This window comes from Methylobacterium sp. CM6241 (genome assembly GCF_054817845.1).
This window is the reverse complement of record NZ_CM139246.1, coordinates 716,603-742,927: the sequence shown is the minus strand read 5'-3', so window position 1 is coordinate 742,927 and position 26,325 is coordinate 716,603. Positions and strand designations below refer to the sequence as shown.

Below are 26,325 nucleotides of genomic sequence, written 5' to 3'. Positions count from 1 at the left end.
AGATCTAGCCAGATATACCAGCTTTTTGTGTACATCGCGCGTCGGGTGACCGATGTGAGACGCTCCGACAATTCTTTCGGCGGGTACGTAGCGGTCCGCCATTGCATGTCGGGTCGCGATAGCGCCTCTGGTCCTCAAACCGGCTGAGATTGTCTCAGAGGGGCAATGTTTGGCGCAAGCGCGGATCAATCCCTCGCGGCGTTGGGTGAGGGGAGATATCGTGGGCACGTTCCGATATACTGTTGGTGGAAGCTATAATTCCACAAATGACAAACAGGGTTTTTACACACTATCCCCGGTCGGCAGCGTGCCGACACCAAATGGATTTATTGACGTAAAAGAAGTTGAATTCACACAAGTAGAAAACACGATCGGGCTTACAGAGTACAATGCAGATCAAGATATAAATGCATTTACTGATTCGACCGGCAAGCTTCTTGATTTCAATACAACAGGATATTACCTAGATTATACAACTGCGCAAAATGAAATGGAGATCATTGGCGGTAGACGTGGCGATATTATCAATGCAAGTCGCGGCGCTGATTTGGTGTACGGCAATTTTGGCGATGATGAGCTTTTTGGGAACGGCGGCGACGACCATCTGATTGGTGGAAGTGGTGCGGACATCCTGAATGGTGGCGAAGGCAACAATACCGCCAGCTATCAAGGATCCAGCATGGGCGTGATCGTCAATCTGAGAGCCAACACCGCCTCGAACGGCGATGCCCAGGGTGATACCTTCGTCAACATCCAGAATCTCGGTGGCAGCAACCACAGCGACATTCTGATGGGCGACGCAAACGCCAATGTCCTGAGGGGCGGAACTGGCGACGACACTCTTCGCGGCTATGGCGGTGCGGATACGCTGCGCGGCGGAGACGGAAACGATCGTCTGGTGATCACTCAGGCCATGGCCGGCGTCATCGTTCACGGCGGTGAAGGCGTCGATAAGCTGTTCCTGCAGGGCCAGGATACCTTCAAGTTCGGCAGTCACGATAGCTTCGGCGGCATCGAGAGGGTCTACGTTTCCGACGGCGCGAGCCTAGACCTGACAGGTATCGAGGAAGGCGTGACAATCGTCTCGCGGAATGCGTTTACCTACGGCACGGGCTTCAAAGATATCACTCCCACCCATATCACGGGCACCGACGCTGCCGACAGGATCGTCGGCGGCAAGGGCAACGACTACATCAACGGCGGTGGTGGAGATGACGTCCTGAAGGGCGGCAGTATCGTGGGCATTGTCAATGTCTTCTCGGAACTCCATGGCGGAGACGGCAAGGATACCCTGAGAGGCATCGGGGGAAACATGAACCTATACGGTGACGCCGGCAGCGACACGCTGAAGGCGGGCATATCGGATCCCAACAGCCTCGTACTATCTTCACGCCTCGACGGTGGCACGGGCGGTGACAAGCTGTTCGGCAACGACGGCCGCGATGTCTTTGTGTTCCAGAAGGAATTTGGGCGGGATAACGTCTATAAATTCACGTCTGGCCAGGACTTTTTCGATGTTTCCGGCGTTGCAAGTTCCGCCGAAGATGTTCGGATCGATATCTTAGAAAATGGCAACTCCGTTGTTACCTTTGCCGGGGTAGAATTATCTAATAAGATCATCGTTCATGATTCGATAGCATTAAAGGATCTTCTGTTTAAGCCGATACCGCCTCACAACGGAATCGATTTAATCTAATATCATCCGTGGCCCTGATATGATCGAAAGCCCGGCACGGAGTGATCCGGCCGGGCCTTTTGCTGTGCTGAGAAGTTCGATCGCAGCCCGATGAGTTGCAGCGGCCGGCCGGACAGCGAATGCGATGCTCTACGTCAACGATTTGAGGGGCATCTGAACGGCCGCTGTCACGGTGCCTTCGGCTCCATCGACGTCTTGCAGCCCGGCCCAGACCTTCCAATCCTCCCAAGCCTCACGCATCTTCGATGCCGCCTCGTCAGCAGAGCGGCCATTCCCGCCTCGCCGGAATGGCGCCACACCAATATCGAGGTGCATTGCCCATGCCCACTGCTGGTCCGCCACAGGTTCGGCTTGAATACAATCGATCCTTCCGACGATCAGGGCCGCGCTGGTGACAATGTATGTCTCGCGCGGCTCCTCCAGCATCAAATTGAAAGCTAGCTTTGCCATTGACTGTCACTGTGCGAGAGTTCGATCTGATCCGTATGGCAACTCGGCGGAGCTCTCTAGGTGGTCGGGTTCGTCAATCAACGCTTTCGCCATCCGCTTTTGCTGGATCGATACGCCGGGGCTTCGCTGCCCGAGCCTTGCGCGGTTCCTTCTTTGCAACGCCGCCGGACGGATTGAACGGAACGACATCTCCGCCGCACCCAATGCAAACGGACTTCGATAGACGGTCGGTGCGGGCGTCGCGGTCCTTGTCCTTCTTCGCTTGGTTTACCGAATTCTCGACTTGCTGCCGATGCATGGCCTCCATTCGCTTATCCCGATCTGCGTCGGACGCGTTCGGCGACGGTTGAGACGAAGCGGTGCCAGAAGGTAGCCACAGGCTGCCCACGGTAAGTGCCAGAAGTGCAGAGCGCTTTAGCAGGATCGTTCCGCACGGCATGGGGTCTTCCTTCTTTGCCTACCCCTACACCCTAATCAGAAATGCGCCGAATGGCGTGTTGGCAGCGAGTTGCCCCTCGCCAAGTCGACCAAGATTGCCGGGGATACGCCATGTGACAACGTGTCGGGTGGGATTTCTCACTTCAAAAATCTGTCAACTGCTTGGTTTTCTTGATCACTATTTAGTTCGTCCTGTTGTGAAAGCGCGCGAAAGCGCCCTATGGGATCTTTTTTGATAAACGGAAAAATCACTATGACCGACAGCAATAAAGAATACCAAGATAACCACATCGAACTCACGGCCGACATCATCGCCGCCTACGTCTCCAACAACTCAGTCGCGGTAGGTTCATTGCACGAACTGTTAAGCAGCGTGCACGCCGCCCTCAGCGGCCTTACCAGCGGTGGGTCTGCCGCGGCGGAGGCGGATAAAATTCAGAAGGCCACGGCGGCTCAGATTAAGAAGTCCATCACACCGGATGCGCTGATCAGCTTCGAAGATGGCAAGCCCTATAGGACGCTGAAGCGGCACCTGACGATCCGCGGCCTGACTCCTGAGGCTTACCGTGCGAAGCATGGCCTACACGCCAATTACCCTATGACGTCGGCTGGCTACTCGGCTGCAAGGTCCGCCCTCGCCAAGGAGCTCGGACTTGGGAAGCTCCGTAAAGGCGTGACAAAGGCGAAGGCCGCTGTTCCGGAAAAGGCTGCTGTTGAAGTGGCCGCTCAGGCTCCTGACAAGCCCAAGAAGGCCGGTCGGCCTCGCAAGACTGCTGTCGCTGCCTGAAGAGGCTTGGGCGACGCCATGCGCGTTCTAGGTTGATTGGGGGCGAACTTAACCCCGCCCCCCGATCTCATCACGGGGCCGGCGGGGAGGGTCGTCCATCTCACGTGGAGCCGGTACGCAACTTGACTCGACGGGAGGATGGTCCGCATCGGTTAGCGGGCGGACAACCCAACGGTCAGGCGACTGGCCCGGGTTGAGACGAGAACTCATCAGCAGGTCGCAATCCCTTCACGCGATCTCAAAATCCAGATGAGTCAGGGCCGCTTTGTTGGCGAGGGTCGCGAACTGGAGGGCCGCCTTGGCCGTGCCACTTCCATCGGCGTCGTAGGAGAGCACGCCGGTGTGGTGGTCGTAGAGAATGCGGTCGTCGGCATCGAGGGCGCCTTTGGAAAGATCCTTGAAGGCGGTACCGGCCAGGTCGCCGAGCGGTAATCCACCGAAGATGGCGTCGTCGAGCCGGATCGTGTCGTGGATTGAGGCCGTGGAAGCGAAGAAATCGACGATGGTGTCGACATTGCTCGACTTCAGGGTGGTGGAGAACACGAAGGTGTCGGCGCCGCCCAGGCCCTTGAGGACATCGCTGCCGTCGCCGCCGTCGAGGACATTGGCATCCGACGCACCGGTAATTGCATCGTTGCCGTGCCCCCCGACGACGTTCTCGAAGTTTTTGATTGAGTCAGTTTCCGTCGAGCTAACGATCACTTTCGATGTAGCCGCCGTCTTCAAGGTGATAGCGAGGTTGGGCGCCAGGGTTCCATCGAACGATCCCACCTTGTCGCTGTAGTCGAGCGTGTCCTTGCCGAGGCCGCCGTCCAGCGTGTCGCTACCCGCACCACCCCGAATGATGTCGTTGCCAACTCCGCCGCTCGCGGTATCGTTGCCCCGGCCCATGTAGAGCGTATCGTCGTGTTCCGTGCCGGCAAAGGTCGTATCGGTGCTGGACCCGACATAGGTCAGATGTTCGTAATTGACGATCCTACCAACGATCGTCGTACCGTGGCGCACGTAGGTTCCGTCGAAGGATCCGCCCTCGGTGGCCCGGAAGATCACCGTATCGTCATTGGCACCGGCATCGTAGAGCGCGGTACGGCGGCTAGCCTCGAACGTGTCGTCGACAACAGTAAGGGTGTCGTTGCCGGCTCCTGTCCGGACGATGTCCTTGCCGCCAATGTTTACGCCAACGACATCGTCCCCGGTCCCGGTATCGAGGATGTCCGTACCGCCGTTGGCGTAGATCGTGTCACTGCCGCCAAACGTCCTCACAGTGTCGTCGCTGGGGCCGTACAAGCGGATGGAATCGGTCAGATCGCCGCCCGTGATGGTGATTTTTCCATTGCTGTAACTGGATAACGTAACCGCCTCCACCGATGTTGCGGTGAGGACGCTTATCCCGTCGAATTTCAATGCCGTGCTGGCACCGAGGATCAGTTCGATCGTGGTGGCGCCGGAAGTGCCATTGACGCCAAGCGTATCGTCACCTGCCCCTCCGTTGAACGTATCTGCAAAGCTGTCGGTGCCGTTGACCTGATAGGTCAGCGTATCATTGCCTGCATCGCCGTAGAGACGATCACGGCCCCAGCCGCCGACCAGCACGTCGTTGCCGTTGCCGCCTTGCAGAACATCATTCGACGTTCTGCCGGCGACTTCGTAGGTCTGACCGGCCTCCGCGTAGAGCCTGTCGTTACCATCGCCGCCTTTTATCTTGTCGGCCCCGGTTCCACCATAGACAGTATCTCGTCTATTTCCACCTGTGATGACGTCGTCGCCGGCGCCTGCATCGACGGAGGTAGTGAACTTGTAACCATCTGCAGTACCGTCATCAGGTGGCAAGTCTTTCACTGACCCGACCGCGATTTTATCGGAGCCTGAACCCGTATAGATGGCCGCGAAGCCCTCAATGCCGGTGAGCGTGCCGTGCGCGCCGATTGCGATTGTGCCGCCGGCTATCAACGAAAGGCTTTCCGTTGCATCCGCGAGGTTGAGCGAGGCGATGTCGAAGCCGCTACCACCGTCGAGATCCTGCAACCCAGACCCACCGTCGAGATAATCATCACCCGCTCCGCCCTTGAGCACGTCGTCACCCCCACCACCTTGGATGACATCAGACGAGGCTCCGCCGGTGACGATGTCCTTCTCGTAGCTGCCGAAGAAGGACAGATGCTCAACGTTCTTGACCAGAAGCATGTTCGTGGAGCCGACGCGGACGTAACTACCTGACGTCGCCGCAGTGAGCGTGAACGTCATTGTTTCAGAGTTGTCGGTCTGGCTGCTGTCGCTGGACGCATAGATCTCGGCCGTGTCATCGTCAGCGCCACCGTCGATGAGGCCGCCCCGGAGTGAAGTTCGGGCAACACCCGCAACAATTAGGTCGTTACCCGAATCCCCATAGAGCTTATCGCCATCGATACCGGGACTCCATCGCTCATTGGCGAAGGCAAACAAGTAGTCGTCACCAGTGCCGCCGTGGATCAAATCGGTACCGCTACCACCGTAGATCACATCGTTGCCGCCGGCCCCATTCAACGAATCCTTTCCGCCCTTTCCAAACAGGATCTCGTAAAGATTCGTGCCAACGACGGTTTCGTCAGTGTCATCACCATTGTAGGTGGCGCCATCGAATGTCCCGGTCACGATACCACCTCAAATTTATCGCCGTATCGACAATTGCAATGGCCTCGAACGTACTGCGCTCGCTTGCTACGAACTCGCATCCGCTCAGTTCGCAATCATGCTTCATTCGAGCATACAGAGGCATACTGAGAAGAACAAATAATAAAATGTGAGTATTGAGATATTATTTGATACTAATACTTTTTGGCAAAAGATATTTATTTTTATGCGGAATATTATTTGCAAAATAACGATTTAATCGACTTAACGTGAAATTCCTCATGTGAGGGGGAAAGATAAGAGGAACAGCACGTTCATCCTGTCACGCTGGCAGATCTTGGCCCATGCGACGCATTCGACCGCGAAAACATGGTCGTGGCCGTCGCACTTCTCGTCGTTGTTGCCAGCGGTCCTTTGTCCTTGTATTCGCGCGGCGTGTCGCCCTCGAAAATAGGGCTTTTATGCCGCGCGTCTCAACGCGTTTCTCTTTCGGCCACTCCTCTGCTGATTAAAAAGCGGTGCCATTTATGGGGTACCCGAGATCGGGTCGGCAGACTTCCGCTTCCAGAACCGGATGTGGGCACCATCTGTACTCTGCTGGGTGAACTCCAGCTCGGCCTTCACCGGCCACCATCGGCCGGCGCCGCCAACCGCACGCCCGGTCGTCCATGGTTTAGGAACTCGACGCCGGCCGCTTCGAGAGCTGCCTGAACAGCCCTGACAGTATCGAAACCGCTCGTCAGCGTGCTTGCCCTCTTCCCCTCCATAGACCGGATGGTGTTCGCGCTGACGCCCGAGCGTTCAGCGAGCGTGACTTGATCCATATCAACGAGCCCTCTGGCGGCCCGCAACTGGTTCCCGGTCGATAGCATCAGGCCCTCGGTTGTTTTTATAACAAGCGCCCTGTTGACGAAACCAAGGCATTGGTATTATAACAAGTCTGACGCTGATAACAACCAGCGCAGCCTTGTTCATACCTTCTACCCTTGGGGATTCCAACGGGTAGCCAGCCCCCCTCCTCAGCCCTGCCACCACGAGCCCTCTGGAGCCCGAACGATGACCTATGTCCGGATCCCCGATTTCAGCCAGCCTCTGACGCCCCGCGCCGTCGAGCGGACGCCCTTCCGCGCCGACCCCATCCTGGCGGCGATCGATGCCCGCGACGCAGCCTGGACGGCCTGGCAGGTGTCCTCCGCTCACCGGCGCGCTGCTGCCTTCTCCGAGATGGGCGCAGCCCTCGGCCGCCTCCTCACCACCCCGTGCGTCACGGAGTTCGGATCGATCGCGCTGCTTCGGCATTTGCGCTGGCATATAGAGCAGGATGCCATCACGGACGCCCCGGTGCTGGCCTGCGCCGCCGGCCTCGCCAGCAGCCTGCAGCTCGACTTCCCGCCCAGCGACATGCCGCGCTCCCAGGTCGCCCCGGTCCTGCGCGCCCTCACTGCCGCTTCTCGGCCGGCCTCCCGCTACGACGGCCCGGCCTTCGCCGAGTTCCCCGCCGAGATGATGCCGGGATCAATCGAGCCATGGGAGGCCGTGGCTCCCGTCCGGCCGGACACCGCCCATGTCCGCGCGCCGCGCCTACTCGACTACCTCGGCGAGGCCCTGGCTGCCGTCGCCTTCGTCGCTGGCGGGACGCTTCTCGTCGGCCTCGCCACCCTCGCCTGATCTGCCTTCCTGGCCGCCTGCCCACAAGCCTGCAAAGCCACAAGCCCCCAAGAGGTCAAGCCATGCGAAATCCCCTCGCCCGCCTCGTCCATCACGATCCCGACAAACCCACCCTCCGCGAGCGTGCAGCCTCCCTGAGGGCATCGGCAGTCCGAGTGATCCGTCCCGTCAAACCGATCGAGGCCGAGCCGGAACCGGATTGGAGCGATCCGCCTGAAGGCTGTCTACCCTACCCGGTTGATGCACCTGTCAGCTTCATCAGCATCGAGAAGTACCTACGCCTTGAGGCCGAGCGCCTCCACAACGTGGCCTCGACCCATTTCGCTCGCCGGTCAGAGGAATATGCAGATGGGCTGACCGGCCCCGATCTGGCGGGTGCCCTCGACCGCGCGCGGCGACGCCTCCGCCTGGATGAGCTGGCCCGCGCCGCTGACCCAGAGCGTGCGATTTCAACGGAGTTCATCCCTGGGGACGGCAACATCGCCTTCGAGGATGTGACCGGCAAGGTCCACCATGAGCCGGTTGCGCGGTGGATCGGGTTCATGGCGCACCGCATGTGGCTCGTGGCGAAGGAGGAGGAGAGTCGGGCTTTCAAGGCGAAGTCCGTCTCTGGCCAGGAGGCCAACCGCCCTCTGGAGGATGGCCTTCGCTGGGATCTCCGGCTCGACGCTCTATACGATCTGGCGTTCCGGCCCGAGGCGGTGTTCGAGGCTGCGAAGGATCATCGTATAGGCCACGGTGCAGTCGCGCCTCAGCTCGTGAGCCAGATACTGGCCGGGTGGGCTGAATGGTCCAAAACCAACTCAGCCTCGGCCGGGCGCGTCGACGAAGCAGAGTGGGAGCGCCACGCTCAACTTAGGGATAAACTGATTGACGCTGCTGAGGCCCTACCAGCCTCGCGCGAGAATGCCCCTGCGAAGGCACTTGCCCTTGCCTGGATCGGATATGCCGAACTTTGGGAACGTGGAATGCCCAGGGACGGCTACGGGATCGACGGGCGCCTCTGCCTCGACATCCATAACGCGGTTCAGGGGGCTGCGACCGACGATGCCATTCCCTTGGTTGAGCCGGCATCACTACCCGACATTGCGGCAATCGCACTCCCCGAGCTTCGCTCCCTCCATGACGTCGCAGATCTGCTCCACGGCGTTTGCCACGCACTGAAGTGCCAGCCGCGGTGCTGGACCTACGAGGGAGGGGACAAGCCGGCCGGCGTATTCGTCGAGCGAATCTTGGGTCAGTGCGTGCGCATGGTCGAAGCCTGCGAAAGCGAGGCCGAGGGACGCAAGCCGGTGACACCTTGGGAGGCAGATGTACGGCTGAGTGTCATCGCGCGAGCTGTGATCGACAACGGTGACCCTGCCCAAACGGCAGCCTTTGCCCGTGACGTTCAGGCGGCGGTGGCATGACCATGAGCAACGTCCACATCTTCCGCCCGCGCTCCGCAGCGGCGCAAATCTCTCGTCCCTCCCCGGCGATGATCCGCACAGAGATCGAGGCGGCCGCCGTGGCTGCCATGGATGCTGCCGACCGGTTGATTGCCATCCTCGACGGCCTCGACGGCGACGAAGACCTTGAGGACGGCGGCGATGCCGAACCGTCCCTCGGTGCACCCGAACAGCATCATGGCAGCCAGGTCGTCTGGCTCCGCGGCTCCGACTCCGATCGCGAAATCTCCCAGCAGAACATCACACGATGAAGCTCCGTCTCTTCATGCGCGCCGCCGTCGCCCTCGGCTATTCCGACATCGCCCGGTTCCTTGGCCGGGCCCGCCGCTGGCGCCGCGGCGTCCTGCAGCGTGCCGGCCACGAGGCAGGGCGCGGCAACGTCATTACCGCCGCTGTCCTCGTCGCGGTCTATGTGGTGGCGCTCTGAACTGTGGAACTCAGGCGCTGCGAGGCATGCCCCTCTTAACGACGTCGCTGTACGGTGGCATCACAACCGCTTGAATCAGGGAATGGAAACAGGGACAGGTCGTGTCGAGAAACGTCAATCTTGCCTACCGAGGCCATCAGATCATCGCCGCGATGATAAAGGGCGCACCCCTCGCGCAGGTCTATGTAGGGAAGACATTGGCGACCCGAGAGCGCTTCGCCGGTGACACTCTCGACGATGCGGTCAACCGAGCCCGCTCCTGGGTTGATACGCAGCGCTCAGAAGCCATCCAGAACAGGCGGTCGGCTGGGGTCGGCACGGTCGAAGAGTACGTCGCATTCTTTTCCGCGCAACCACTTGCCGAGCACCATCGCGTTATGCTGGTCGCTCACGCTTCTGCGCCAGATCGAACCCTCACCGCGGGCGAGCTAGCCGCCGCTGCTGGGTGGGCGGATTTCGGTGCTGCGAACCTCCACTATGGGAAACTCGGCGACCAGGTCGCGCAGACCCTCGAGTTAGAGCTTCCGAAGCATTTGAGCGGGAAGCCCATTGCCACGTCGGCACTTGCCGATTCGGTTGATCCTGATTGGAAGCCTATTGAAGGGTTCTTCCGTTGGCGGCTCCACGAGGAGGTGGCGGAGGCCCTCGAGCGTCTCAACATCCGATAAAAGCCTCCGCGAGGGCGGCCGACCTCGGCGCTGACATGGCCCGCATCATGGACGTGTCGGGCCATCGCGATCCGAGGACGGTCGTTGGGTACATCCGCCGGGCGAATGCCTTCAAGGGGCACGCGGGGAGTGGGTTTTTGTAGGGGCAGGCAGGGCGCGCTTACGGCCAAGTCAGCAAAATTGGGGGAGGAAAGCCTGCCTATGTGCCGGAAGAAGGACCGGACCCCGGCTCTGGTTAGCTCCGAGAAATCAAAATCTCCGATTATGTGACTGTTAATAAATGATATTTCTAGAAATCGCAGTGTTTATTGGCTCCGGCATTCTCCTCGCCCACCACCTCGGTCTGTTTTAAGGCCCCCGCCTCTCGCGCCCTCTTCGGAGGGTGCGAAGGCACCACCATCTGATTGCCGAAGCTGCCCGGTCGCGCCATCTTGCGCCCATGCGACGAACCATCCTGACCACCATCCTCCTCTCGGCGATCGGGGCGCCGGCCATGGCCCAGACGACGAAGGGCGCACCTCCGGCCCTCATCGGCCACTACGGCAATTCGCCAGCGCAGTGCCGCTCCTACAACAGGAAGACCGACGACGTCCGTTCGATTGAGCGGGATACCTATACCTTCTGTGGCGGATCGAGCTGCGAGGCGAAGATCGTCAGCACCACCAAGACGGCGAGCGGGTATAAGCTCAAGACGATCGGGACGTTCTCAGGCGTCGAGTCGACCGACCAGTTTCGAGAGATTGCCCCTGGCGTCTTCGAGATCCCCGGCGTTGCCGGCAGGAGGCAGACCATCGTCCGCTGCACCTCCAAGGACATCGTCGCCGGCATCGGCCTGGAGCCGAACACAGAGGGCCAAGTGACCAACTCTCTCAGCGCGGTATTCACGGCCCATTATGCCGAACACGTGACAACCCTGTGCCCGAGCACGGCACTGAATGAGGGCTTGGCCAAGCAGATCATCGCTACTGGAATCGATGCTTGGGAGGCGCACCTGAAGCGCTACGGACTTCGGCCCGGCGCCTCCGCCAAAGAGATCAGGCAGGGCGCGGAATACGATGTGCGGCGCGAGAAAGGGGAGGCAACCTACGCCGCCAAGCAGGACGCCGAGGCGTTGCCCAACTTCTGCGAGGAGGTCATGCGGGCGTTCGGCGATGGCGCCCGGGTAGTCCCCGGCCTCGTCATCGATCAGCGCAAGAAGGCGTGACAGGACGCAGCCTCCATTACTCGGAACTGTCCGCTTTCGACCCAATTACGTCGTAGCCGACACTTGGAGTGGCTCTTGAAAGCGGACGGTCCGCTGGAGGGCGAAAAAACCTGACATCCGCTGCATCCGATCCTCCGGCTCATGGCTAGCGCTGTCGATGCCGCCTTCGCGGCAGATGGAGAACGCCATGCGACTGAGCCTCATCGCCGTTACCCTGCTGGCCGGCACCGGCCTTGGAACCGCCGCGCGTGCCGAGACCGTCGCGGCCCTCGTCGGCGATGCCACGCTGGCGCATGTCGACACGGCCGCGAAGACGGTCACGAAGACGATGACGATCACCGGGATCGGCGGCAGCGTCCTCGGCATCGACGTGCGGCCGGCCGACGGCATGCTCTACGCCGTGATCTCGGATGGCAGCGTCGTCACGATCGATCCGATGTCCGGCAAGGCCACGGCCAAGTCGAAGCTCGACACGATGCTGGCCGCCGGCACCGCGGCAACGGTCGACTTCAATCCCGTCGCCGACCGCCTGCGCATCATCGGTTCGGACGGCACCAACCTTCGCGCCAATGTCGATGACGGCAAGGTGACGAAGGACGGCCAACTCAAGTTTGCCGAGACGGATTCGATGAAGGGTAAGACCCCGAAGGTGACGGCTGGCGCCTACACCAATGCCTTTAAGGGCACGAAGGAGACGGCCCTGTTCGACATCGACGCTGCTGGCGCGCTGCTGAAGCAGGCTCCGCCGAATGACGGCATCCTGAACACGGTCGGCATGCTCGGCATGTCGGGCGAGGCCGTGGCCTTCGACATCCTGTCCGATGGCCAGGGCGGTAACCAGGCCTGGGCGATGGCCGGCGACACGCTCTACAAGGTGGATCTCGCGACCGGGAAGGGCGAGATGGCCGCCAAGATCACCGGCGTCTCTGGTAAGGTCCGAGACATCGCCATTCTGCCCAAAATGTAACATCGCTCCGTCACTACAGGACCGGCCCGGCGGCCGGTCCATCCGATCGCCGGGAGGGTCATGGAGCCGTTCGATCACGCCTCCGCGCTGGAAGGCTGCGCCCGTGGAGATCCGGCGTCGCTGCGTCGTCTCTACGACCATGAGGCCGGGTTCCTGCTCGCCGTCGCGCTACGGATCGTGCGGCGGCGTGATGTTGCCGCCGACGTCTTGCACGATGCTATCATGGACATCTGGGAGCGCGCCGGCACCTTCGATAGTAGCCGCGGCGCGGGCCGCGCCTGGATCACCAGCATCGTGCGACACCGCGCGCTCAAACACATCCGGGTCGCCGGCCGGGAGACGGACCTCGACGCGGCCGCAGCGACAGAGATCGCGGACGACACGCCCGATCCGTTCGCCGCGCTGGCGGCGTTGCAGGATGGGACACGCCTCCATGGTTGCCTTGCGCAGCTCGACGCCGAAAGGCGGCAGGTCATCTTGCTCGCCTATGTCGATGGACTGTCGCAGTCTGAGATCGCCGAGCGATTGGGGACACCGCTCGGGACCGTGAAGGCGTGGGTCCGCCGCAGCCTCATCGCCTTGAAGGATTGCTTGTCATGATCCCGAGCCAGCCGGAAGACCGCGACGTCCTGGCGGGAGAATACGTGCTGGGTCTGCTCGACCCTGCAGCCACGGCGGAGATCGAGCGCGCCTTGGCTTCGGATGCCGACCTCCTTCGCCGCGTCGCCTTCTGGGAGGAGCGCCTGCTGCCGGCCTCTGCGGCACTCGGGAAGGCCGATGTCGATCCAGCACAATGGGCGCGGATCGAGCAGGCCCTCGTGACGCGCCGGCAGGCGCTCGGCCCGACCACAGCTCCCGCCCTCACCGGGATGCGACACGGTATGTTGAGGGCGGCATGGCGCAGCCCTGCGCTGTGGCGGGCCACTACAGGGCTCGCCACAGCCGCCGCGATACTTCTAGCGATCCTGCCGAGCCGCGTCTCGGCGCCGGCCGAGAGCCCGACGCGGTATTATGCAATCCTGCAGAGCCGGGACGCCTCCGGGCAGGAGAGCGGGCCGGGATGGCTCATCCAAGTTGCCCAGAACGGTATGGTCCAGTCCCTGCCGCTGGCTGATGTGCGGCCAGGAAGCGGACGCGCTTTGCAGCTCTGGACCCTGTGGGATCAGGCGCGCGGTCCGGTCTCCCTCGGCGTGCTGCCCCCGGGGGGAGCGATCCGACTGCCACCGGAGCGGCTGGAAGCCATCGGCGACGGGCAGCTTTTCGAGATCACGCTGGAACCCGAGGCGGGCTCTCCCATCGGTCGCCCGACGGGCCGGATCCTGTTCATCGGCCGCGCGAAGGGGGCTGCGACGCAGGCTCTGTAAAGGGGAGATCGAGGTGCTCGAAGGACTTCAGTCGCGTTCGAGGCACGTTGTGACAACTCTGGGTCGTCGTTTCCGTTACATTCTAAGCAGAAGCGAACCATCGCAAATTCAACCCGATCCGATCCTATGGCGGACGGCCCCGTCCGACCCAACATAGTCATACATGCTGCTGCGAGCGTCGCCTGGAAGCGGTCATAGACCCAGGCTCTGCCGAACGGCAAAATTCGGCCCAATGCGGTCATTAGGCCGAGTTCATGAACAAATCACCCGCACCGGGCGAGGCGGAAAAGCGGCGTTGTCCATCAACTGCATCTCATGCGCCTGCGCCAGGACCGCCATATGCGGCAACGCGTCGTAGATCGTCAGACTTTCCAGGGCTCTGTTGCCGCCAAGTGCCAGGATCGGGTTAAAGCCATAGATCTGCCCGACGCCGAGCTTTCCCAGCTTGGCACATGTCGGCTTGAAAAGCTTTTTGACCTTTGCGTCATATTCATCGAGGGTCGGATCATCGATCATCATCAATTGGCTGGTGACGGCCATATTGGGATCGAAGGTCTTGCCGCTTACAAGAGAAGGGCACGACACCTGGCTGCTCACGAGGTTGATGGCGACGTCCTGATACACTTCATTCCATGCGACGATCGTTCCAAACGCCCCGAAGCCTAGGGCATGTGTCTGTTCGGGTCTGATCTCGTTGTCGCCATTGAAAACAACCTTCATGATCGAAGCAAATCGAGCGGGATCGCAAAACTGAAAATATCCATCCAATACGATCCCGGTCCCATACTGCTCCCAGAACTCGATCATGGCGTCCGGGACTTGGCCCCTATGGCGTTCCATGTCGACCGCTTCTCCGTCCTTGGGAACGCCGAAGTTTTCCACGATCGAAGCAAGCCTGACCTGGTATTCGTTCATATGGCGCTCCCATCACTGCCTTCAAAGTGCATCAATAAATCAGAACGACCGTGAGTTTCCTAGGATTCGACACGTCATAGAGCATATCGCCATCACTGCATGACCGGTGTTGGCGCGAAGCGGTCGTCCCTTAAAATTCGCGCGAACGTCTGATTTGTTGATTCTGATTCCCAAAAGCAGACCGGCAACAAACCACCCGACCTGGCCGTACAACGGTCCGGCGGTTCTCGACCCGGAGAAGCCATTCGACGTGTGGCCAGCGAAGGCCAGCTGACGGATGCATAGCGGACATCTGACGGACTGCGTCGTAAGTGGCGCAGGCTTGCGCGCTCACAAATGTTGCTACGGTGCTGCACAGGCTCTGACACATTGACCCTCGTTGGCGAACCAGTGCTCACCGATAGCGAGGCGAGTGATGCAGGACGAAAAGCAAAGACCGAAACGCCAGCGGGTGCTGGCCGATTTCGGCGAGTTCGCCCTGCGTAGCCAGAACATCGACGAGCTCCTCATCGAAGCCTGCCGTCTCATCGCAGAGGCCCTCGATACGGACCGCGCGAAGATCCTTGAGATCGAGGAGGATGAGCAGTGCCTGTTGGTCCGGGCGGGCGTCGGCTGGGACTCCGGTATCGTCGGTCATCTGCGATTGCCCATGAGCGAGCGATCCTCCGAGACCTTCGCGATCAAGGTGGGCAAGCCTGTCATCACGCAGGACATCGCCAAGGAGGAGCGCTTCGCGCTTCCTGCCTTCTTGCAGGAGGCCGGTGTGCAGGCGCTGGTGAACGTGCCGATCTTCGTGCCGGGCGGGAAAGCCTATGGACTTCTCCAGGTGGACGCGAACGAGCCACGCGACTTCCAGCAGGACGACATCGAGTTCCTGCGCACCTACGCCACGATTTTGGGCCCGGTGATCGACCGCCTCCACAAGGTGATCAGCCTGAGTGCCTCGGAGGAGCGCTTCCGCCTCGTAGCGGAGAACGCCCGCGACTACGCCATTTTCATCTGCGACCCCGAGGATCGGATTACCGACTGGTACCCCGGAGCTGAAAATGTGTTCGGCTGGACGGCGGAGGAGGCACGAGGTCAGCTCGGCAGCATCATCTTTACGCCCGCGGATCAGGCGCAAGAGCAGCCGAGGATCGAGACCGAGACGGCTCACCGGGAGGGTTGGGCGCCGAACGTACGCTGGCATCAACGCAAGGACGGCGCGCAGGTGTTCATCGATGGTGGCGTCACGGCTTTGTATCACCCCGACGGATCGCTGCGCGGCTTCCTCAAGATCGGCCAGGACGTCACGGAACGGGGCCGGATCGATGAGGCGCTGCGCGAGAGTGAAGAACGCTTCCGGACCCTGGCCAGCCTCGTTCCAGTTCTACTCTGGTGCTCGGACGCGAGCGGCGTGCACAATTCCGCAAACCAGCCCTGGCTCGACTACACCGGCCAGAGCCTGGAACAATCGCAGGACGGGGGCTGGCTCGACGCCGTCCACCCCGATGACCGGACGGCAACATATGAGGTTTTCAGCGTCGGGCATGCTGAGCAGAAACTGGTGGAGGTGCAGCACCGTATCCGTGGTCAGGATGGCTCTTACCGCTGGTTCCTGATTCGGCAGACGCCGATCACCGATGAGGACGGGCGTCTCATCCAGTGGTTCGGTGCGGCTATGGACATCGACGAACTGCGCAACGCGCAGGTGCGCCAAGAGGTGCTGGTCAAGGAATTGCAGCACCGCTCGCGCAACCTTCTGGGTGTCGTCAGCTCTCTAGCAAACCGCACCGTTGGAAAGGGCTCACCCGTAGCAAGCTTCACGACGCGGCTGCAGGCACTGGGTCGGGCGCAAGCGCTGCTCAGCCAGTCTGGCGCCGACACCGTCGAAGTCCGAGCACTTGTGAATGCGGAACTGGCAGCCCATGCCGATGACGCCCCATCACGGATCACGATTTCTGGGCCGAAGGTGCTGCTCACCTCGCAGCAGGTGCAGAACTTTGCCCTCGCCATGCATGAGCTGGCGACCAACGCGGTCAAATACGGTGCGTTGAAGGACGAAACGGGCTGTCTCTCGGTCACGTGGGACCTGATCCTTGGTGCCGACAGCAACAAGCAACTGGCGCTGAACTGGATCGAGAGCGGGGTGGATGTGCAGCCGGAGGCTGCGACACGGCGCGGCTACGGACGTGAACTGATCGAACAGGCGCTCGCCTACGCGCTTGGCGGACGGACCGAGTTCGTGCTGGGCACGGATGGGGTGCGCTGCCGGATCGAACTGCCGGTCACATAACATTAGGAAAGGATACTCGTCGCCAGGTCAACTAGTCTCTTCACTCACTCACAGCGAGCCTCGCATGCTACATCCTTTTGTCTCGCTTGCTGGACGACGCATCCTCCTGGTCGAGGACGAGTACTTCATCGCCATGGACATGCAGCAATGGCTACAGAGCGCGGGAGCTGAAGTGGTTGGCCCTGTTCCAGACGTGGAGCAGGCCCTTGCACTGATTGCGACCGGACCGCTCGATGCGGCAGTGCTCGACGTGAACCTCAACGGTAGGACGGCATACTCAGTGGCAGACCAGCTCCGCGACCGGGGCGTGCCGTACCTGTTTGCCACGGGCGAAACGCAGATCGCCGATGGTTCGGACTACCGCACGCGGCCGAAGCTGGAGAAGCCGATCAACGATGCGGAGCTGTTGCAGGCTGTCGCGAAGCTCGTGCAAAGCTGATCGTTAAAAATTCGTTTCCACCATATCCGCTCTTGGTTGTAATGCAGTCTGTTGCGATTGCTTGGCTTGATGACTGCTTTCCACCCGGGGCGGAAAGGCTGGATTGGTTCGAGAACGCCTATATCTGGGACGGCATCATGTCGGGGTAAACGACGGCTTCAGATGCGCCGCATTCCTGGAGCCTGCATGGCCTCCTCAACATTGCCGCTGAGGAGGCCGGGCTTCAGATTTCGGTCGCTTCTGCCAGAGCGAGCGCGTCTTCAACGTCCACGCCGAGGTAGCGTACCGTGCTCTCGATTTTCGTATGCCCAAGCAGAATCTGCACAGCGCGTAAGTTGCCGGTTCGCTTGTAGATCAATGCCGCCTTTGTACGGCGTAGAGAATGTGTGCCGTAGTCTTCGCGCCGTAGCCCTATGCCCGTCACCCATTCATCGACCAAGCGGGCGTACTGCCGGGTGCTTATGTGCGCCTCATGGTCGATCCGGCTGGGAAAGGCGTAATCGTCAAGCCCGCCCCCTCGGCACCCCAACCAAGTCAGAATGCTGGTACGTGCTGGTTCAAGCAGTTCGAACTGCACGGGCGACCCCGTCTTTCGCTGAACGACGATGACGCGCGCCCGCACATGCCCGCCACTGACAAGCTCGCCGATCTTCAATTTGACGATGTCACAACCGCGCAACTTGCTGTCGATGGCTAGGTCGAACATGGCCCGGTCGCGTACGCGCCGCTCTCCATCAAGCCAGAAACGGATGGCCCAAACCTGTTGTGGTTTGAGCGCACGTTTGGCGCCGAGCTTGCGTCCTACGTTCCACGGTCGGCGGCTCTTGAAGGCTGGGTCGTGCTCTGAATGTCCCATCTCTCATCTCCCAACCGGCCCATGCCGGCAGAGAGAGAAGGGGCGCTGCGAACGTAGCCTGCGCATTACCGGTCAGACGTTCGGGATGTGTGCAACGCAGCTGCCAGGCTTGAAATGCAGCCCTGCTGCGTCCGACCTAACATTGCCGAACAGGCCGATTTGCAACATTCCCGGAAGCGGACGTTCGCTGGTTGAACGTTCCGGAGTTTCCCTCGCGGCGGCGAGACGACAGAGACGGCGCGACGACCAGCTATGGGGGCGTTCCAGGGCGATGACGATCGTCAGGACTTGAGGTGTCGGAACATGTTGGCGCGGGCCTCGTCGTCCATTTCTGGCTTGAAGGCGAAGCGGTCCTTGAGACCGACCGCACGCACCGCAGCCGGGCGAGCGGCGATCTCATCGTGGTGGCGCTTGAGGTGGGGCAACTCCGCCCAGGCCGTTTCGCCGAGAACGAAGGGGATCATGCGGGCCCATCCCCAGGCGCTCATATCTGCGATGGTATACTCGTCGCCCACGAGATAGCGGCGCTGCGCGAGGTGTGCGTCTAGCACGTCGTAGTGACGGCGTGCCTCGAAGCTGTAACGCGCCTGGGCATAGGGCACCTGCTCCGGGGCGAAGTGCTGGAAATGGACCGCTTGGCCGGAGAACGGCCCGACGCCCGTCGCGACGAACATCAGCCAGGACAGGAGCGGAGCTCGGTCGCTACCCAAGGGCGGCAGGAATCGTCCGGTCTTCTCGGCGAGGTAGAGCAGTATAGCATTGCTGTCGAAGATCACGTCCGCGTCGTCGACGAGGACCGGCACCTTGCCGTTCGGATTGAGGGCCATGAAATCAGGCGCGAACTGGTCACCCTTGCGGGTGTCGATCGGGATGGGCTCGTAGGGCAGTCCGAGCTCCTCCAGCAGCAGCGCGACCTTCGTCGGGTTCGGAGAGCCATTGAAAAAGAATTTCAGCATTTCAAAACCTCATGCCGTTCCGGGAGCCGGTGGCCGCCAAACCGCTCGGCAACACCCGTTTAGCTGCGGTCCACATGTCATCGATCGATGGATGTCGGGCGATTCACGTTCAGACTCACTACAGCCCGGAAAACCAGTTGTAGCCCTGATCTTCCCAGTAACCGCCCGGATAATCGTTCGTCACCGTAATCGCCATGATGTGCTTCGGGTTCTTGAACCCGAGCTTCGTCGGGATGCGCAGCTTCACTGGGAAGCCGTATTTCGGTGGCAGGGGCGCGCCGGCGTAGTCGAGCGCCAGGATCGTCTGGGGGTGAAGCGCGCTCGGCATGTCGATGCTCGTCCAGTAGTCGTCGCCGCAGGCGAAGCGGACGTAACGTGCGGTCGTGTCGGCCCCGATCCGTTCGAGGAAGGTGCGGAACGGGACCCCAGACCATTGCCCGATGGCGCTCCAGCCCTCCACGCAGACGTGGCGGGTGATCTGCGCTTCCTGCGGCAGGGTCCTCAGCCTGTCGAGCGTCCACGGCGCCTTGTCAGAAACGAGACCGGCGAGTTCGAGCTTCCAGGTCGAACCGTCGATCACCCGGATCTTGCTCGCCGGATAATAGGCGTTGAAGGGAAAGTCCGGGGTGATGTCCGCGACATCGAAGGTCGGGGCAAGACGCGTGCTTCCGAATAGGGCGCCCTGAACGCGATCGTTCAGCCGCGAGATGCCACCGAGGATGCTCTCCACCTGCGGGTTGTCCGAGAGGTCGCACCCGCCGAGTGCGAGGCTTCCCGCCGCGACGAGGCCGCCGCGGAGGAACAGGCGTCGGTCGGCCCGAATAAGGTGAGTCTCGGGAATCGTGATATCCGGACGTGGACGGCGGAGAAGGCGATCGAGGGGCTTCATGGCTTCACCACGTGGTTGCGGCCGAGATGGATCTCCCGGCCGATGATCATCGTCGGAAGGGTCTTCGGAACCAGGAGCACCAGGGCGAGGTGCACCGCTACGAAGCCAGCGATGCCGGTCATGGCGAGGAAATGGACGATCCGGGCCGTGTCGTAGCCGCCCAGCAGCGCTGTCAGTGGCGCGAACTGGACCGGCTTCCAGATCGCGAGACCGGAGAGCACGATGACGATGCCAATGAGCAGGACCGCAACGTAGAGGAGGCGCTGAACGGCGTTGTAGACGCCCGGGTCGTGGGGGAGCCGGAACTTCAGGGCCGCGACGAAATCATGCGCGATCTCGCGCGGCCGCAGGGGCGTGAGGCGCCGGCGCAGGTGGCCCGAGGCGAGACCATAGGTCAGGTAGACGAGGCCGTTGGCGACGAGGAGCCACATTCCCGCGAAGTGCCATTGCAGGGCCCCGCCGAGCCAGCCGCCCAGGGTGATGGCCTTCGGGAACGCCCAGTCGCCGAAGATCGGTGAAGCGTTGTAGATGCGCCATCCGCTGGTGATCATGATCAGCATGGCCAGAGCGTTCACCCAATGGGTGATCCGGACGACGAGGGGGTGGATCGGGCGCTCGGCCCGTGGCGAAGGGGGATGCATCGGGACCGTCCTGAAGGGTTGCTGGCTTGCGGAGCGTTGGACCCGAAAAGCGGGATCGTTTCAGGCGGGCTCGAAGCGCAGCGCGATGCCGTTCATGCAGTAGCGCTGCCCCGTGGGCTTCGGTCCGTCGGCGAAGACGTGACCGAGATGCCCGCCGCAGCGGCGGCAATGCACCTCCGTCCGGCTCATCCCCAGGCTGGAATCCGTCGTCGTGCCCACGGCCTCCACGAGGGGGGCGGTGAAGCTCGGCCAGCCGGTTCCGCTCTCGAACTTCGCGCTGGAGGCGAAGAGCGGCTGGTCGCAACCGGCGCAGACGAAACGACCGGCGCGCTTCTCGGCGTTGAGCGGGCTCGAGCCGGCGCGTTCGGTACCGTGCTGGCGCAGAACCGCGTAGCCGGCGGACCCGAGCTGGGCCCGCCAGGCGGCCTCGCTCTTCACGACGGCGAAGGTTCCGGCCAGGGCCCCTCCGGCGGCGCGAAGGAATGTCAGGATGCCGAGCGCCGAGACGCCGGCCGTGAGGATCTGTCTGCGGTCCATGATGCCGAGCTCCATGATGGCGAGTTCCTTGCCGAGGCCCTGGACTGTCATTCGCCCTGTGGATCGAGCAGGTTACAGGTCGGCCTCGCGGTGCCGGCCTCGCGACCCTGCGGTCCCGTCGAGAAGGCGCCCGCCGAAGAGACCGTTCAGGCCGACGACCATGAGGACGGCGACGAGGTGAACCAACAGATCCGTCGCGGTGGCGTCGTGCGGATGAAACGGTACCAGCAATGCCGCGGCAGCCGCTGCTGCGGCGAGTCCCCCGAGGGCCGCCGTTAGATTGGGGCGTAACGGACAGGCTCGCCGCAGCATCACCACCAGCAGGACGGATAGCGGCAGCGAGACCCCCATCAGGAACACGAAGCAGCCTCGCATCTCCTCCGGCTCGGCGAGGTTGGCGGCCGGCGCGAGCCAACCGCGAAGGCAGCCGAGCCCACTGGCGCCGAGCCAGAGGACGAGCGGGGGAAGCGGGAGCCATGACCAGGCCGCGCTTCGGCCGGGCACGCTGCTCTGGAAGGCGGCAAGGGCGGCCGCGATAGCCGTGAGGATCGCGCCGACGGCCGCCCAGTGCAGGTCCGGCACGGCGAGGCGCGCCCGCAATCCCGAAAGGTCGGACATCGGCACGAGGAGGAGCCCCACCGTGAGCACCGCACCGGACCAGATGAGGGTCCGGCGCCCCGGGCTCGGGAGCCGGCGGACCGGCGTGAGCGATTGAGCCAGATCCTCGACGAGGTCGTGGGTGGACGGGACTTGAGTGGATCGGTCATGGGTGGCCGGATCAGGCATCCGTGCCCTCCTTACGGGATGAGAGAGAGACGCGGAGGGCCTTCAGACCGCGATGGAAGTTGACCTTGAGCGCACCCTTGGTCCGCCCTGTGAGCGTTGATGTCTCGTCGAGGGACAATTCGCGTAGGGCGATGTGCTCGATCGCCTCCCGCTGTCCTTCGGGGAGATGCGCGACGGCCGTAGCGAGGATCGCTGCGCGCTCGCGACGCTCCAGGTCGTCACCCGGCATGGGACCGGCGTCGGCACGCGCCTCATAGGCGAGCGGCTCATGCACTTCCTTCGGACGACGCCCCTTGCGGCGCAACGCGTCGACCGCCCGCCGCTGTGTAATGGCGCGCAACCACGGCAGGAACGGGCGGGCCGGATCGTAGGTCGCCCGTGCCTGATGGAGGGTAAGCAGGGTGTCCTGCACAACGTCGTCGAGAGCTGCGCCCTGAACCCCCTTTGCCCGTGCCATCGCGGAGATCACCGGCACGCAATCGCGCAGGAGCGCCCGGTAAGCGGCGGCATCGCCGACCTGCGCCGCCTGCATCGCGGCGGACAGGGACGCCTCGCCGGACAATGCCGCTGATTGAACAGGCATGGGAGCAGGGATTCCGGACGCTGCGGGGAGAGCCGGCGAGAAACCCGGCATGAGGAACGGGCGGCCCGGAAGGCCGACCCGCGCCGTCCGCATGAGTCCGAACTTACTTCTTCATGGAGTCCTTGGCCATGCTGTCTTTCGCCATCGAGTCCTTGGCCATGCTGTCCTTGGCCATGGAATCCTTGCTCATCCCGTCCTTCTTCATGCCGTCCTTGGCCATGGAGTCTTTCGCCATGCTGTCCTTGGCCATGCTGTCCTTGGCCATGCTGTCCTTGGCCATGGAATCGACGGCATAAGCCGGGGCCCCGGAGACGGCGGTGGCGAGGACGAGAGCAGCGGCGACGCGGAAGAGAATGCTCATGTGAGGTTATCCTTCTGGGATGTACCGAACATCTTGGCGGTACTGGACTGTGTTTCGGCAGGGCGCCGACGACGGTTACAGGTCAGGGCGAAAATTCCGTCGTTGTCTTGTTTGCGTTCTCGCGCTCCGCCCGCACGATGGCAGCTCGCATCGTTGCCGGCGTCAGCAATTCCGGCAGGGCTTCTCCGCGCGGTAGACCGGGCCCGTAGACGGCCACGAGCGGAATCCCGAAACGTCCGAAGTGGCGCAGGAAAGCGAGGATGGCCGGGTCGGCCTGGGTCCAGTCCGCCCGCATCGCGACCGTGTCGGGCGCCGACAGGCGCGCACGGTTCTCCGCGCGATCGAGGGTGGTGACATCGTTGAGCCGGCAGGTCAGGCACCAGGACGCCGTCACGTCCACGACGACGACCTTGCCCTCCGCCACCAGGGCCGGGATCGCCTCGGGGGCGAAGGCGCGCCAGGGTCCACCCTCCGTCCGAGCCACCGGGGAGGGTTCGAAGCCGGACGGCCACACCGTGACGGGGACGAGCGCGAGGACGAGGGCCGCCGTGACCAGGCTTCGGCGACGATAGGGAACGCGCGGCGGTCGGCTCAGGGCGAGCCAGCCAAGGAGAAGGATCAGGATACCCGCCAACCCCATCGCCCGAGGAATGCCGGCCAATTCGGCGAAGACCGTCATGAGCCACGCGGCCGTTCCGAGGAGAAGCAGGCCGAACCCGCTCCGAAGCCGGATCATCCAAAAGCCCGGTCGCGGCAGCAGGCGCGTCCAACCCGGTTTTAGCGCGAGGAGCGCGAAGGGGAGCGCCATTCCGAGGCCGAGCGTCGTGAAGACCAGCAGGATATCGACATGTCCCCGGGTCAGCGCGAAGCCCACCGCGCTTCCGACGAACGGGGCCGAGCAGGGCGTGGCCAGCAGGGTGGCGAAGGCGCCGGTGAGGAAGGCCTCCGACAGGCGGCCGGACCCGCGCAGCGATCCGAGCGCGGCGATCGGACGGGGTAGCCCGATGGTGACCCATTCGAACAGGCTCGCGGCGAACAGCACCGTGAGCAGGGCCATGCCGGCGAGAAACCACGGCGCCTGAAACTGGATGCCCCAGCCGATACTGGCGCCCGAGGCCTTCAGGACGATCAGAACCAGGGCGATGGCGAGGAAGGACGCGACGATGCCCGCCGCCGTGGCGAGGAGTTCTACACCACGCTCGCGGCGATCAGGGAGATGCGCGCGCTATGTCGGCGGAAGCCAAAGGTCCAAGGCTCTGGTTCAAGCGGGGGAATGTCGGTGCCGATGGAAAGCGCCGGCCTGGAACCTGGACCATCAAAGACGATGGAGACATCCGCGTCAGCACTGGCGTCCGCGCGGCTCGTGGCGGAAAGCCTCCGCAAGCAGCTCAAGACGCCCTTGCCCGTTACATCCTCGAGCGCCGCGAAATCCCGCGCGAGAAGCACCGTAGTGCCGATGCCGTCCAGGTCGCAGACGTCATAGCGATCTACCTTGAGGAGCGGGCCAAGAAGCAGGCCCGCCCGCTGGAGGTGATCCAGCGCTGCGAGGCTCTCCTCACCTTCTGGGGCGAGCGTCGCCTTTCGGACGTCACCGGCAGGTCCTGCCGTGAGTACGTCCAGTTTCGTGCAAAGCCTGTGGCCCGTCGCGAACTGGAGGACCTGCGTTCGGCGATCAACTATCACCGTAAGGAGGGGTATTGCCGCGAGATCGTCGAGGTGACCCTCCCCGACGCACCCCAGCCGCGCGACCGCTGGCTGACCCGATCTGAGGCAGCCCGGCTCATTTGGGCGGCATGGCGCTATCGCGAGGTGCAAAAAGGAAAGGCAACCGGTCGTCGGTCGCGCCAGCACGTCGCGCGCTTCATCCTGGTGGCGCTCTACACCGGCACCCGCGCGGGAGCGGTGTGCGGCGCGTCGCTCGGCCCCGTTCAGGGATCGGGCTGGATCGATCTGGAACGCGGTGTCTTCTACCGGAAAGCCGCCGTGGACCGGTCCACGAAGAAACGGCAGCCGCCGGTGCAGATCCCGGTTCGCCTCCTCGCGCGCATGCGCCGCTGGCACGCGAACGGCCAGACCTATGCCGTCGAGTGGCTGGGCAAGCCGGTCGGGACGGGAATCGAGAAAGCGTTCGGCCGCGCCTGCCTCGATGCTCGCCTCGACGACGTGACGCCTCACATCCTGCGCCACACCGCAGCAACGTGGCTTGTCGCCAACGGCACGCCATTCGAGAAGGCAGCAGACTTCCTCGGCATGACGATCGAGACCCTCACGCGGGTCTATCGCCACCATGCTCCGGGCTTCCAGCAGGAGGCGGCGGACAACATTACGCGGAAACCGACGCTCGCCATTCGGTCCACGCTGTCGGGCTTCGATTTTTAGGGAAGCAGTAAGAGACTGCAAACTCTCGGGAAATTTGGTCGGAGTGGCAGGATTTGAACCTGCGACCCCCACGTCCCGAACGTGGTGCGCTACCAGACTGCGCTACACTCCGACGGCCGGCATCACCACCGGCGAGCGGACGTATAGCGAGGCCGACGCGGAGCCGCAAGCGTCATCATCGACCTTGTTGCCATATAGCTGCCCGCCCGGTGGGCCAGTCGAGCGGGAGGGTCTGGTACAGGCAGCCTATATCCGCTGCCCGGATGGCGAGGGCCGCGGAATAGCCCGGCGCGGCGGGGAGTGCGTGCAGGCTCCACTCCTTCGTCCCCCCCGGCATGGCCAGCAGCTCCGCCTCGTCCGGCGTGATGGAGACGGCGAAGCTGTCGAGGCGCAGGGAGAGGCCCTGGCCGGTGGCTTTCGCCACGGCCTCCTTGCGCGTCCAGCAGGCGAAGAACGCGGCCGTCAGCTCGCCCGGCTCCAGCGCTTCCAGGGCTGCGATCTCGCATCCGGCGAAATGGGCGCGGGCGATGCGAAGGAGATCGGGCATCGGGCGCACCTCTTCCACATCGACGCCGATCTCGGCGGAGGAGGAAAGGGCGATCAGGGCGCGGCTGCCGGAATGCGACAGGCTGAAACGGCATGCTCCAGCTGCCGCCCCCGCCAGATACGGCTTTCCCGACGGCTCCGCGCCGAAGACGATGCCGCGCGGGTCCGATCCGAGACGATGGCCGAGGGTGAGGCGCAGGGCCGCATGGCTGGCCTCGAAGCGCCATCGATCCGCATCGCGCACGAATCGGTCCGCGCGAGCCTTCTCGTCATCGATGAGGAGATCCCGGCACCGCGCGCGATGCTCGTCCGAGAGGGTCAGATCGACATCCCAGACCGTGACAGACTCGTCGGAGCGGGCTCGATCCGATGCCCGGTTCCCCGAACGCGTGTGGTGAAAGTCGACGGCCACTTTAGCGGCTCGATGCCGTGCCG

28 protein-coding genes and 1 tRNA gene are annotated in these 26,325 nt (G+C 62.7%); 14 read left to right on the top strand and 15 right to left on the bottom strand.

Features of this window, described 5'->3' with window-relative positions:
• Positions 1-220: 220 nt before the first annotated feature.
• Complete coding sequence (locus ACYQR9_RS03465; RefSeq protein ID WP_461228702.1) at positions 221-1,696, top strand: calcium-binding protein; 1,476 nt, start codon at positions 221-223, stop codon at positions 1,694-1,696.
• Positions 1,697-1,825: 129 nt separating this feature from the next.
• Here ACYQR9_RS03465 and ACYQR9_RS03460 read toward each other — a convergent pair whose 3' ends face one another.
• Together ACYQR9_RS03460 and ACYQR9_RS03455 are read right to left on the bottom strand one after the other, a co-directional pair.
• A complete protein-coding gene (locus ACYQR9_RS03460) occupies positions 1,826-2,146 on the bottom strand; it encodes a hypothetical protein (RefSeq protein WP_461228701.1) in 321 nt (106 codons plus the stop codon).
• Positions 2,147-2,219: 73 nt separating this feature from the next.
• A complete protein-coding gene (locus ACYQR9_RS03455) occupies positions 2,220-2,453 on the bottom strand; it encodes a hypothetical protein (RefSeq protein ID WP_461228700.1) in 234 nt (77 codons plus the stop codon).
• Positions 2,454-2,837: 384 nt separating this feature from the next.
• Here ACYQR9_RS03455 and ACYQR9_RS03450 point away from each other — a divergent pair, with 384 nt between their 5' ends.
• Positions 2,838-3,371, top strand: coding sequence for a Ros/MucR family transcriptional regulator (locus ACYQR9_RS03450; RefSeq protein WP_461228699.1), 534 nt, complete (start codon positions 2,838-2,840; stop codon positions 3,369-3,371).
• Between the two features lie 228 nt (positions 3,372-3,599).
• Here ACYQR9_RS03450 and ACYQR9_RS03445 read toward each other — a convergent pair whose 3' ends face one another.
• Positions 3,600-6,002: a hypothetical protein gene (locus ACYQR9_RS03445; RefSeq protein WP_461228698.1), complete on the bottom strand. Its 2,403-nt coding sequence runs from the start codon at positions 6,000-6,002 to the stop codon at positions 3,600-3,602.
• A gap of 1,035 nt (positions 6,003-7,037) precedes the next feature.
• Between ACYQR9_RS03445 and ACYQR9_RS03440 the strand changes: the two genes are divergently transcribed.
• The 9 genes from ACYQR9_RS03440 (at position 7,038) to ACYQR9_RS03400 (ending at position 13,727) form a co-directional block, all read left to right on the top strand.
• On the top strand, positions 7,038-7,649 hold the full coding sequence (locus ACYQR9_RS03440; RefSeq protein WP_461228697.1) for a hypothetical protein: 612 nt from the start codon (positions 7,038-7,040) through the stop codon (positions 7,647-7,649).
• A 62-nt stretch (positions 7,650-7,711) separates the two neighbouring features.
• The gene (locus ACYQR9_RS03435; RefSeq protein ID WP_461228696.1) at positions 7,712-9,058 is read left to right on the top strand and encodes a hypothetical protein; all 1,347 of its coding nucleotides are present in this window, start codon (positions 7,712-7,714) and stop codon (positions 9,056-9,058) included.
• A complete protein-coding gene (locus ACYQR9_RS03430) occupies positions 9,055-9,348 on the top strand; it encodes a hypothetical protein (RefSeq protein ID WP_461228695.1) in 294 nt (97 codons plus the stop codon). Before ACYQR9_RS03435 ends, ACYQR9_RS03430 begins: the two co-directional genes overlap by 4 nt.
• On the top strand, positions 9,345-9,524 hold the full coding sequence (locus ACYQR9_RS03425) for a hypothetical protein (RefSeq protein ID WP_461228694.1): 180 nt from the start codon (positions 9,345-9,347) through the stop codon (positions 9,522-9,524). The genes ACYQR9_RS03430 and ACYQR9_RS03425 overlap by 4 nt, the downstream gene beginning before the upstream one ends.
• Before the next feature lie 101 nt (positions 9,525-9,625).
• Entirely contained in the window at positions 9,626-10,192 is a 567-nt protein-coding gene (locus ACYQR9_RS03420) for a hypothetical protein (protein WP_461228693.1), read from the top strand.
• A 439-nt stretch (positions 10,193-10,631) separates the two neighbouring features.
• Complete coding sequence (locus ACYQR9_RS03415; protein ID WP_461228692.1) at positions 10,632-11,396, top strand: hypothetical protein; 765 nt, start codon at positions 10,632-10,634, stop codon at positions 11,394-11,396.
• Positions 11,397-11,583: 187 nt separating this feature from the next.
• Positions 11,584-12,363 (top strand): DUF4394 domain-containing protein, encoded by a 780-nt coding sequence (locus ACYQR9_RS03410; RefSeq protein WP_461228691.1) that lies wholly within the window; start codon positions 11,584-11,586, stop codon positions 12,361-12,363.
• A gap of 60 nt (positions 12,364-12,423) precedes the next feature.
• The gene (locus tag ACYQR9_RS03405) at positions 12,424-12,963 is read left to right on the top strand and encodes a sigma-70 family RNA polymerase sigma factor (RefSeq protein WP_461228690.1); all 540 of its coding nucleotides are present in this window, start codon (positions 12,424-12,426) and stop codon (positions 12,961-12,963) included.
• Positions 12,960-13,727, top strand: coding sequence for an anti-sigma factor (locus ACYQR9_RS03400; protein WP_461228689.1), 768 nt, complete (start codon positions 12,960-12,962; stop codon positions 13,725-13,727). The genes ACYQR9_RS03405 and ACYQR9_RS03400 overlap by 4 nt, the downstream gene beginning before the upstream one ends.
• 252 nt (positions 13,728-13,979) lie before the next feature.
• On the opposite strand, the gene ACYQR9_RS03395 is transcribed toward ACYQR9_RS03400, so the two are convergent.
• The gene (locus ACYQR9_RS03395; RefSeq protein ID WP_461228688.1) at positions 13,980-14,642 is read right to left on the bottom strand and encodes a GAD-like domain-containing protein; all 663 of its coding nucleotides are present in this window, start codon (positions 14,640-14,642) and stop codon (positions 13,980-13,982) included.
• A 415-nt stretch (positions 14,643-15,057) separates the two neighbouring features.
• On the opposite strand from ACYQR9_RS03395, the gene ACYQR9_RS03390 reads away from it, so the two are divergent.
• Both ACYQR9_RS03390 and ACYQR9_RS03385 read left to right on the top strand, forming a co-directional pair.
• Entirely contained in the window at positions 15,058-16,917 is a 1,860-nt protein-coding gene (locus ACYQR9_RS03390) for a PAS domain S-box protein (RefSeq protein ID WP_461228687.1), read from the top strand.
• A 64-nt stretch (positions 16,918-16,981) separates the two neighbouring features.
• Positions 16,982-17,356: a response regulator gene (locus tag ACYQR9_RS03385; RefSeq protein ID WP_461228686.1), complete on the top strand. Its 375-nt coding sequence runs from the start codon at positions 16,982-16,984 to the stop codon at positions 17,354-17,356.
• Positions 17,357-17,579: 223 nt separating this feature from the next.
• Here the strand turns inward: ACYQR9_RS03385 and ACYQR9_RS03380 are convergent, their stop codons facing one another.
• From ACYQR9_RS03380 to ACYQR9_RS03340, 9 genes are all read right to left on the bottom strand, one after another.
• The gene (locus ACYQR9_RS03380) at positions 17,580-18,212 is read right to left on the bottom strand and encodes a tyrosine-type recombinase/integrase (RefSeq protein ID WP_461228685.1); all 633 of its coding nucleotides are present in this window, start codon (positions 18,210-18,212) and stop codon (positions 17,580-17,582) included.
• Between the two features lie 281 nt (positions 18,213-18,493).
• Entirely contained in the window at positions 18,494-19,168 is a 675-nt protein-coding gene (locus tag ACYQR9_RS03375) for a glutathione S-transferase family protein (protein WP_461228684.1), read from the bottom strand.
• 118 nt (positions 19,169-19,286) lie between these two features.
• On the bottom strand, positions 19,287-20,057 hold the full coding sequence (locus tag ACYQR9_RS03370; protein WP_461228683.1) for a molybdopterin-dependent oxidoreductase: 771 nt from the start codon (positions 20,055-20,057) through the stop codon (positions 19,287-19,289).
• Positions 20,054-20,698: a cytochrome b/b6 domain-containing protein gene (locus ACYQR9_RS03365; protein WP_461228682.1), complete on the bottom strand. Its 645-nt coding sequence runs from the start codon at positions 20,696-20,698 to the stop codon at positions 20,054-20,056. Before ACYQR9_RS03365 ends, ACYQR9_RS03370 begins: the two co-directional genes overlap by 4 nt.
• A 60-nt stretch (positions 20,699-20,758) precedes the next feature.
• A complete protein-coding gene (msrB, locus tag ACYQR9_RS03360) occupies positions 20,759-21,235 on the bottom strand; it encodes a peptide-methionine (R)-S-oxide reductase MsrB (protein ID WP_461229726.1) in 477 nt (158 codons plus the stop codon).
• A gap of 72 nt (positions 21,236-21,307) precedes the next feature.
• Positions 21,308-22,021, bottom strand: coding sequence for an NrsF family protein (locus ACYQR9_RS03355; RefSeq protein ID WP_461228681.1), 714 nt, complete (start codon positions 22,019-22,021; stop codon positions 21,308-21,310).
• Positions 22,014-22,604 (bottom strand): sigma-70 family RNA polymerase sigma factor, encoded by a 591-nt coding sequence (locus ACYQR9_RS03350; RefSeq protein ID WP_056142526.1) that lies wholly within the window; start codon positions 22,602-22,604, stop codon positions 22,014-22,016. Before ACYQR9_RS03350 ends, ACYQR9_RS03355 begins: the two co-directional genes overlap by 8 nt.
• Before the next feature lie 103 nt (positions 22,605-22,707).
• A complete protein-coding gene (locus tag ACYQR9_RS03345; RefSeq protein ID WP_461228680.1) occupies positions 22,708-22,965 on the bottom strand; it encodes a pentapeptide MXKDX repeat protein in 258 nt (85 codons plus the stop codon).
• An 82-nt stretch (positions 22,966-23,047) separates the two neighbouring features.
• Positions 23,048-24,103: a protein-disulfide reductase DsbD family protein gene (locus ACYQR9_RS03340; protein ID WP_461229725.1), complete on the bottom strand. Its 1,056-nt coding sequence runs from the start codon at positions 24,101-24,103 to the stop codon at positions 23,048-23,050.
• A gap of 89 nt (positions 24,104-24,192) precedes the next feature.
• Between ACYQR9_RS03340 and ACYQR9_RS03335 the strand changes: the two genes are divergently transcribed.
• On the top strand, positions 24,193-25,344 hold the full coding sequence (locus ACYQR9_RS03335) for a tyrosine-type recombinase/integrase (protein ID WP_461228679.1): 1,152 nt from the start codon (positions 24,193-24,195) through the stop codon (positions 25,342-25,344).
• A gap of 35 nt (positions 25,345-25,379) precedes the next feature.
• Here the strand turns inward: ACYQR9_RS03335 and ACYQR9_RS03330 are convergent.
• Positions 25,380-25,456: transfer RNA gene (locus ACYQR9_RS03330), tRNA-Pro, on the bottom strand.
• Between the two features lie 63 nt (positions 25,457-25,519).
• Positions 25,520-26,302, bottom strand: coding sequence for a 4'-phosphopantetheinyl transferase family protein (locus ACYQR9_RS03325; RefSeq protein ID WP_461228678.1), 783 nt, complete (start codon positions 26,300-26,302; stop codon positions 25,520-25,522).
• Positions 26,303-26,325 lie beyond the last annotated feature (23 nt).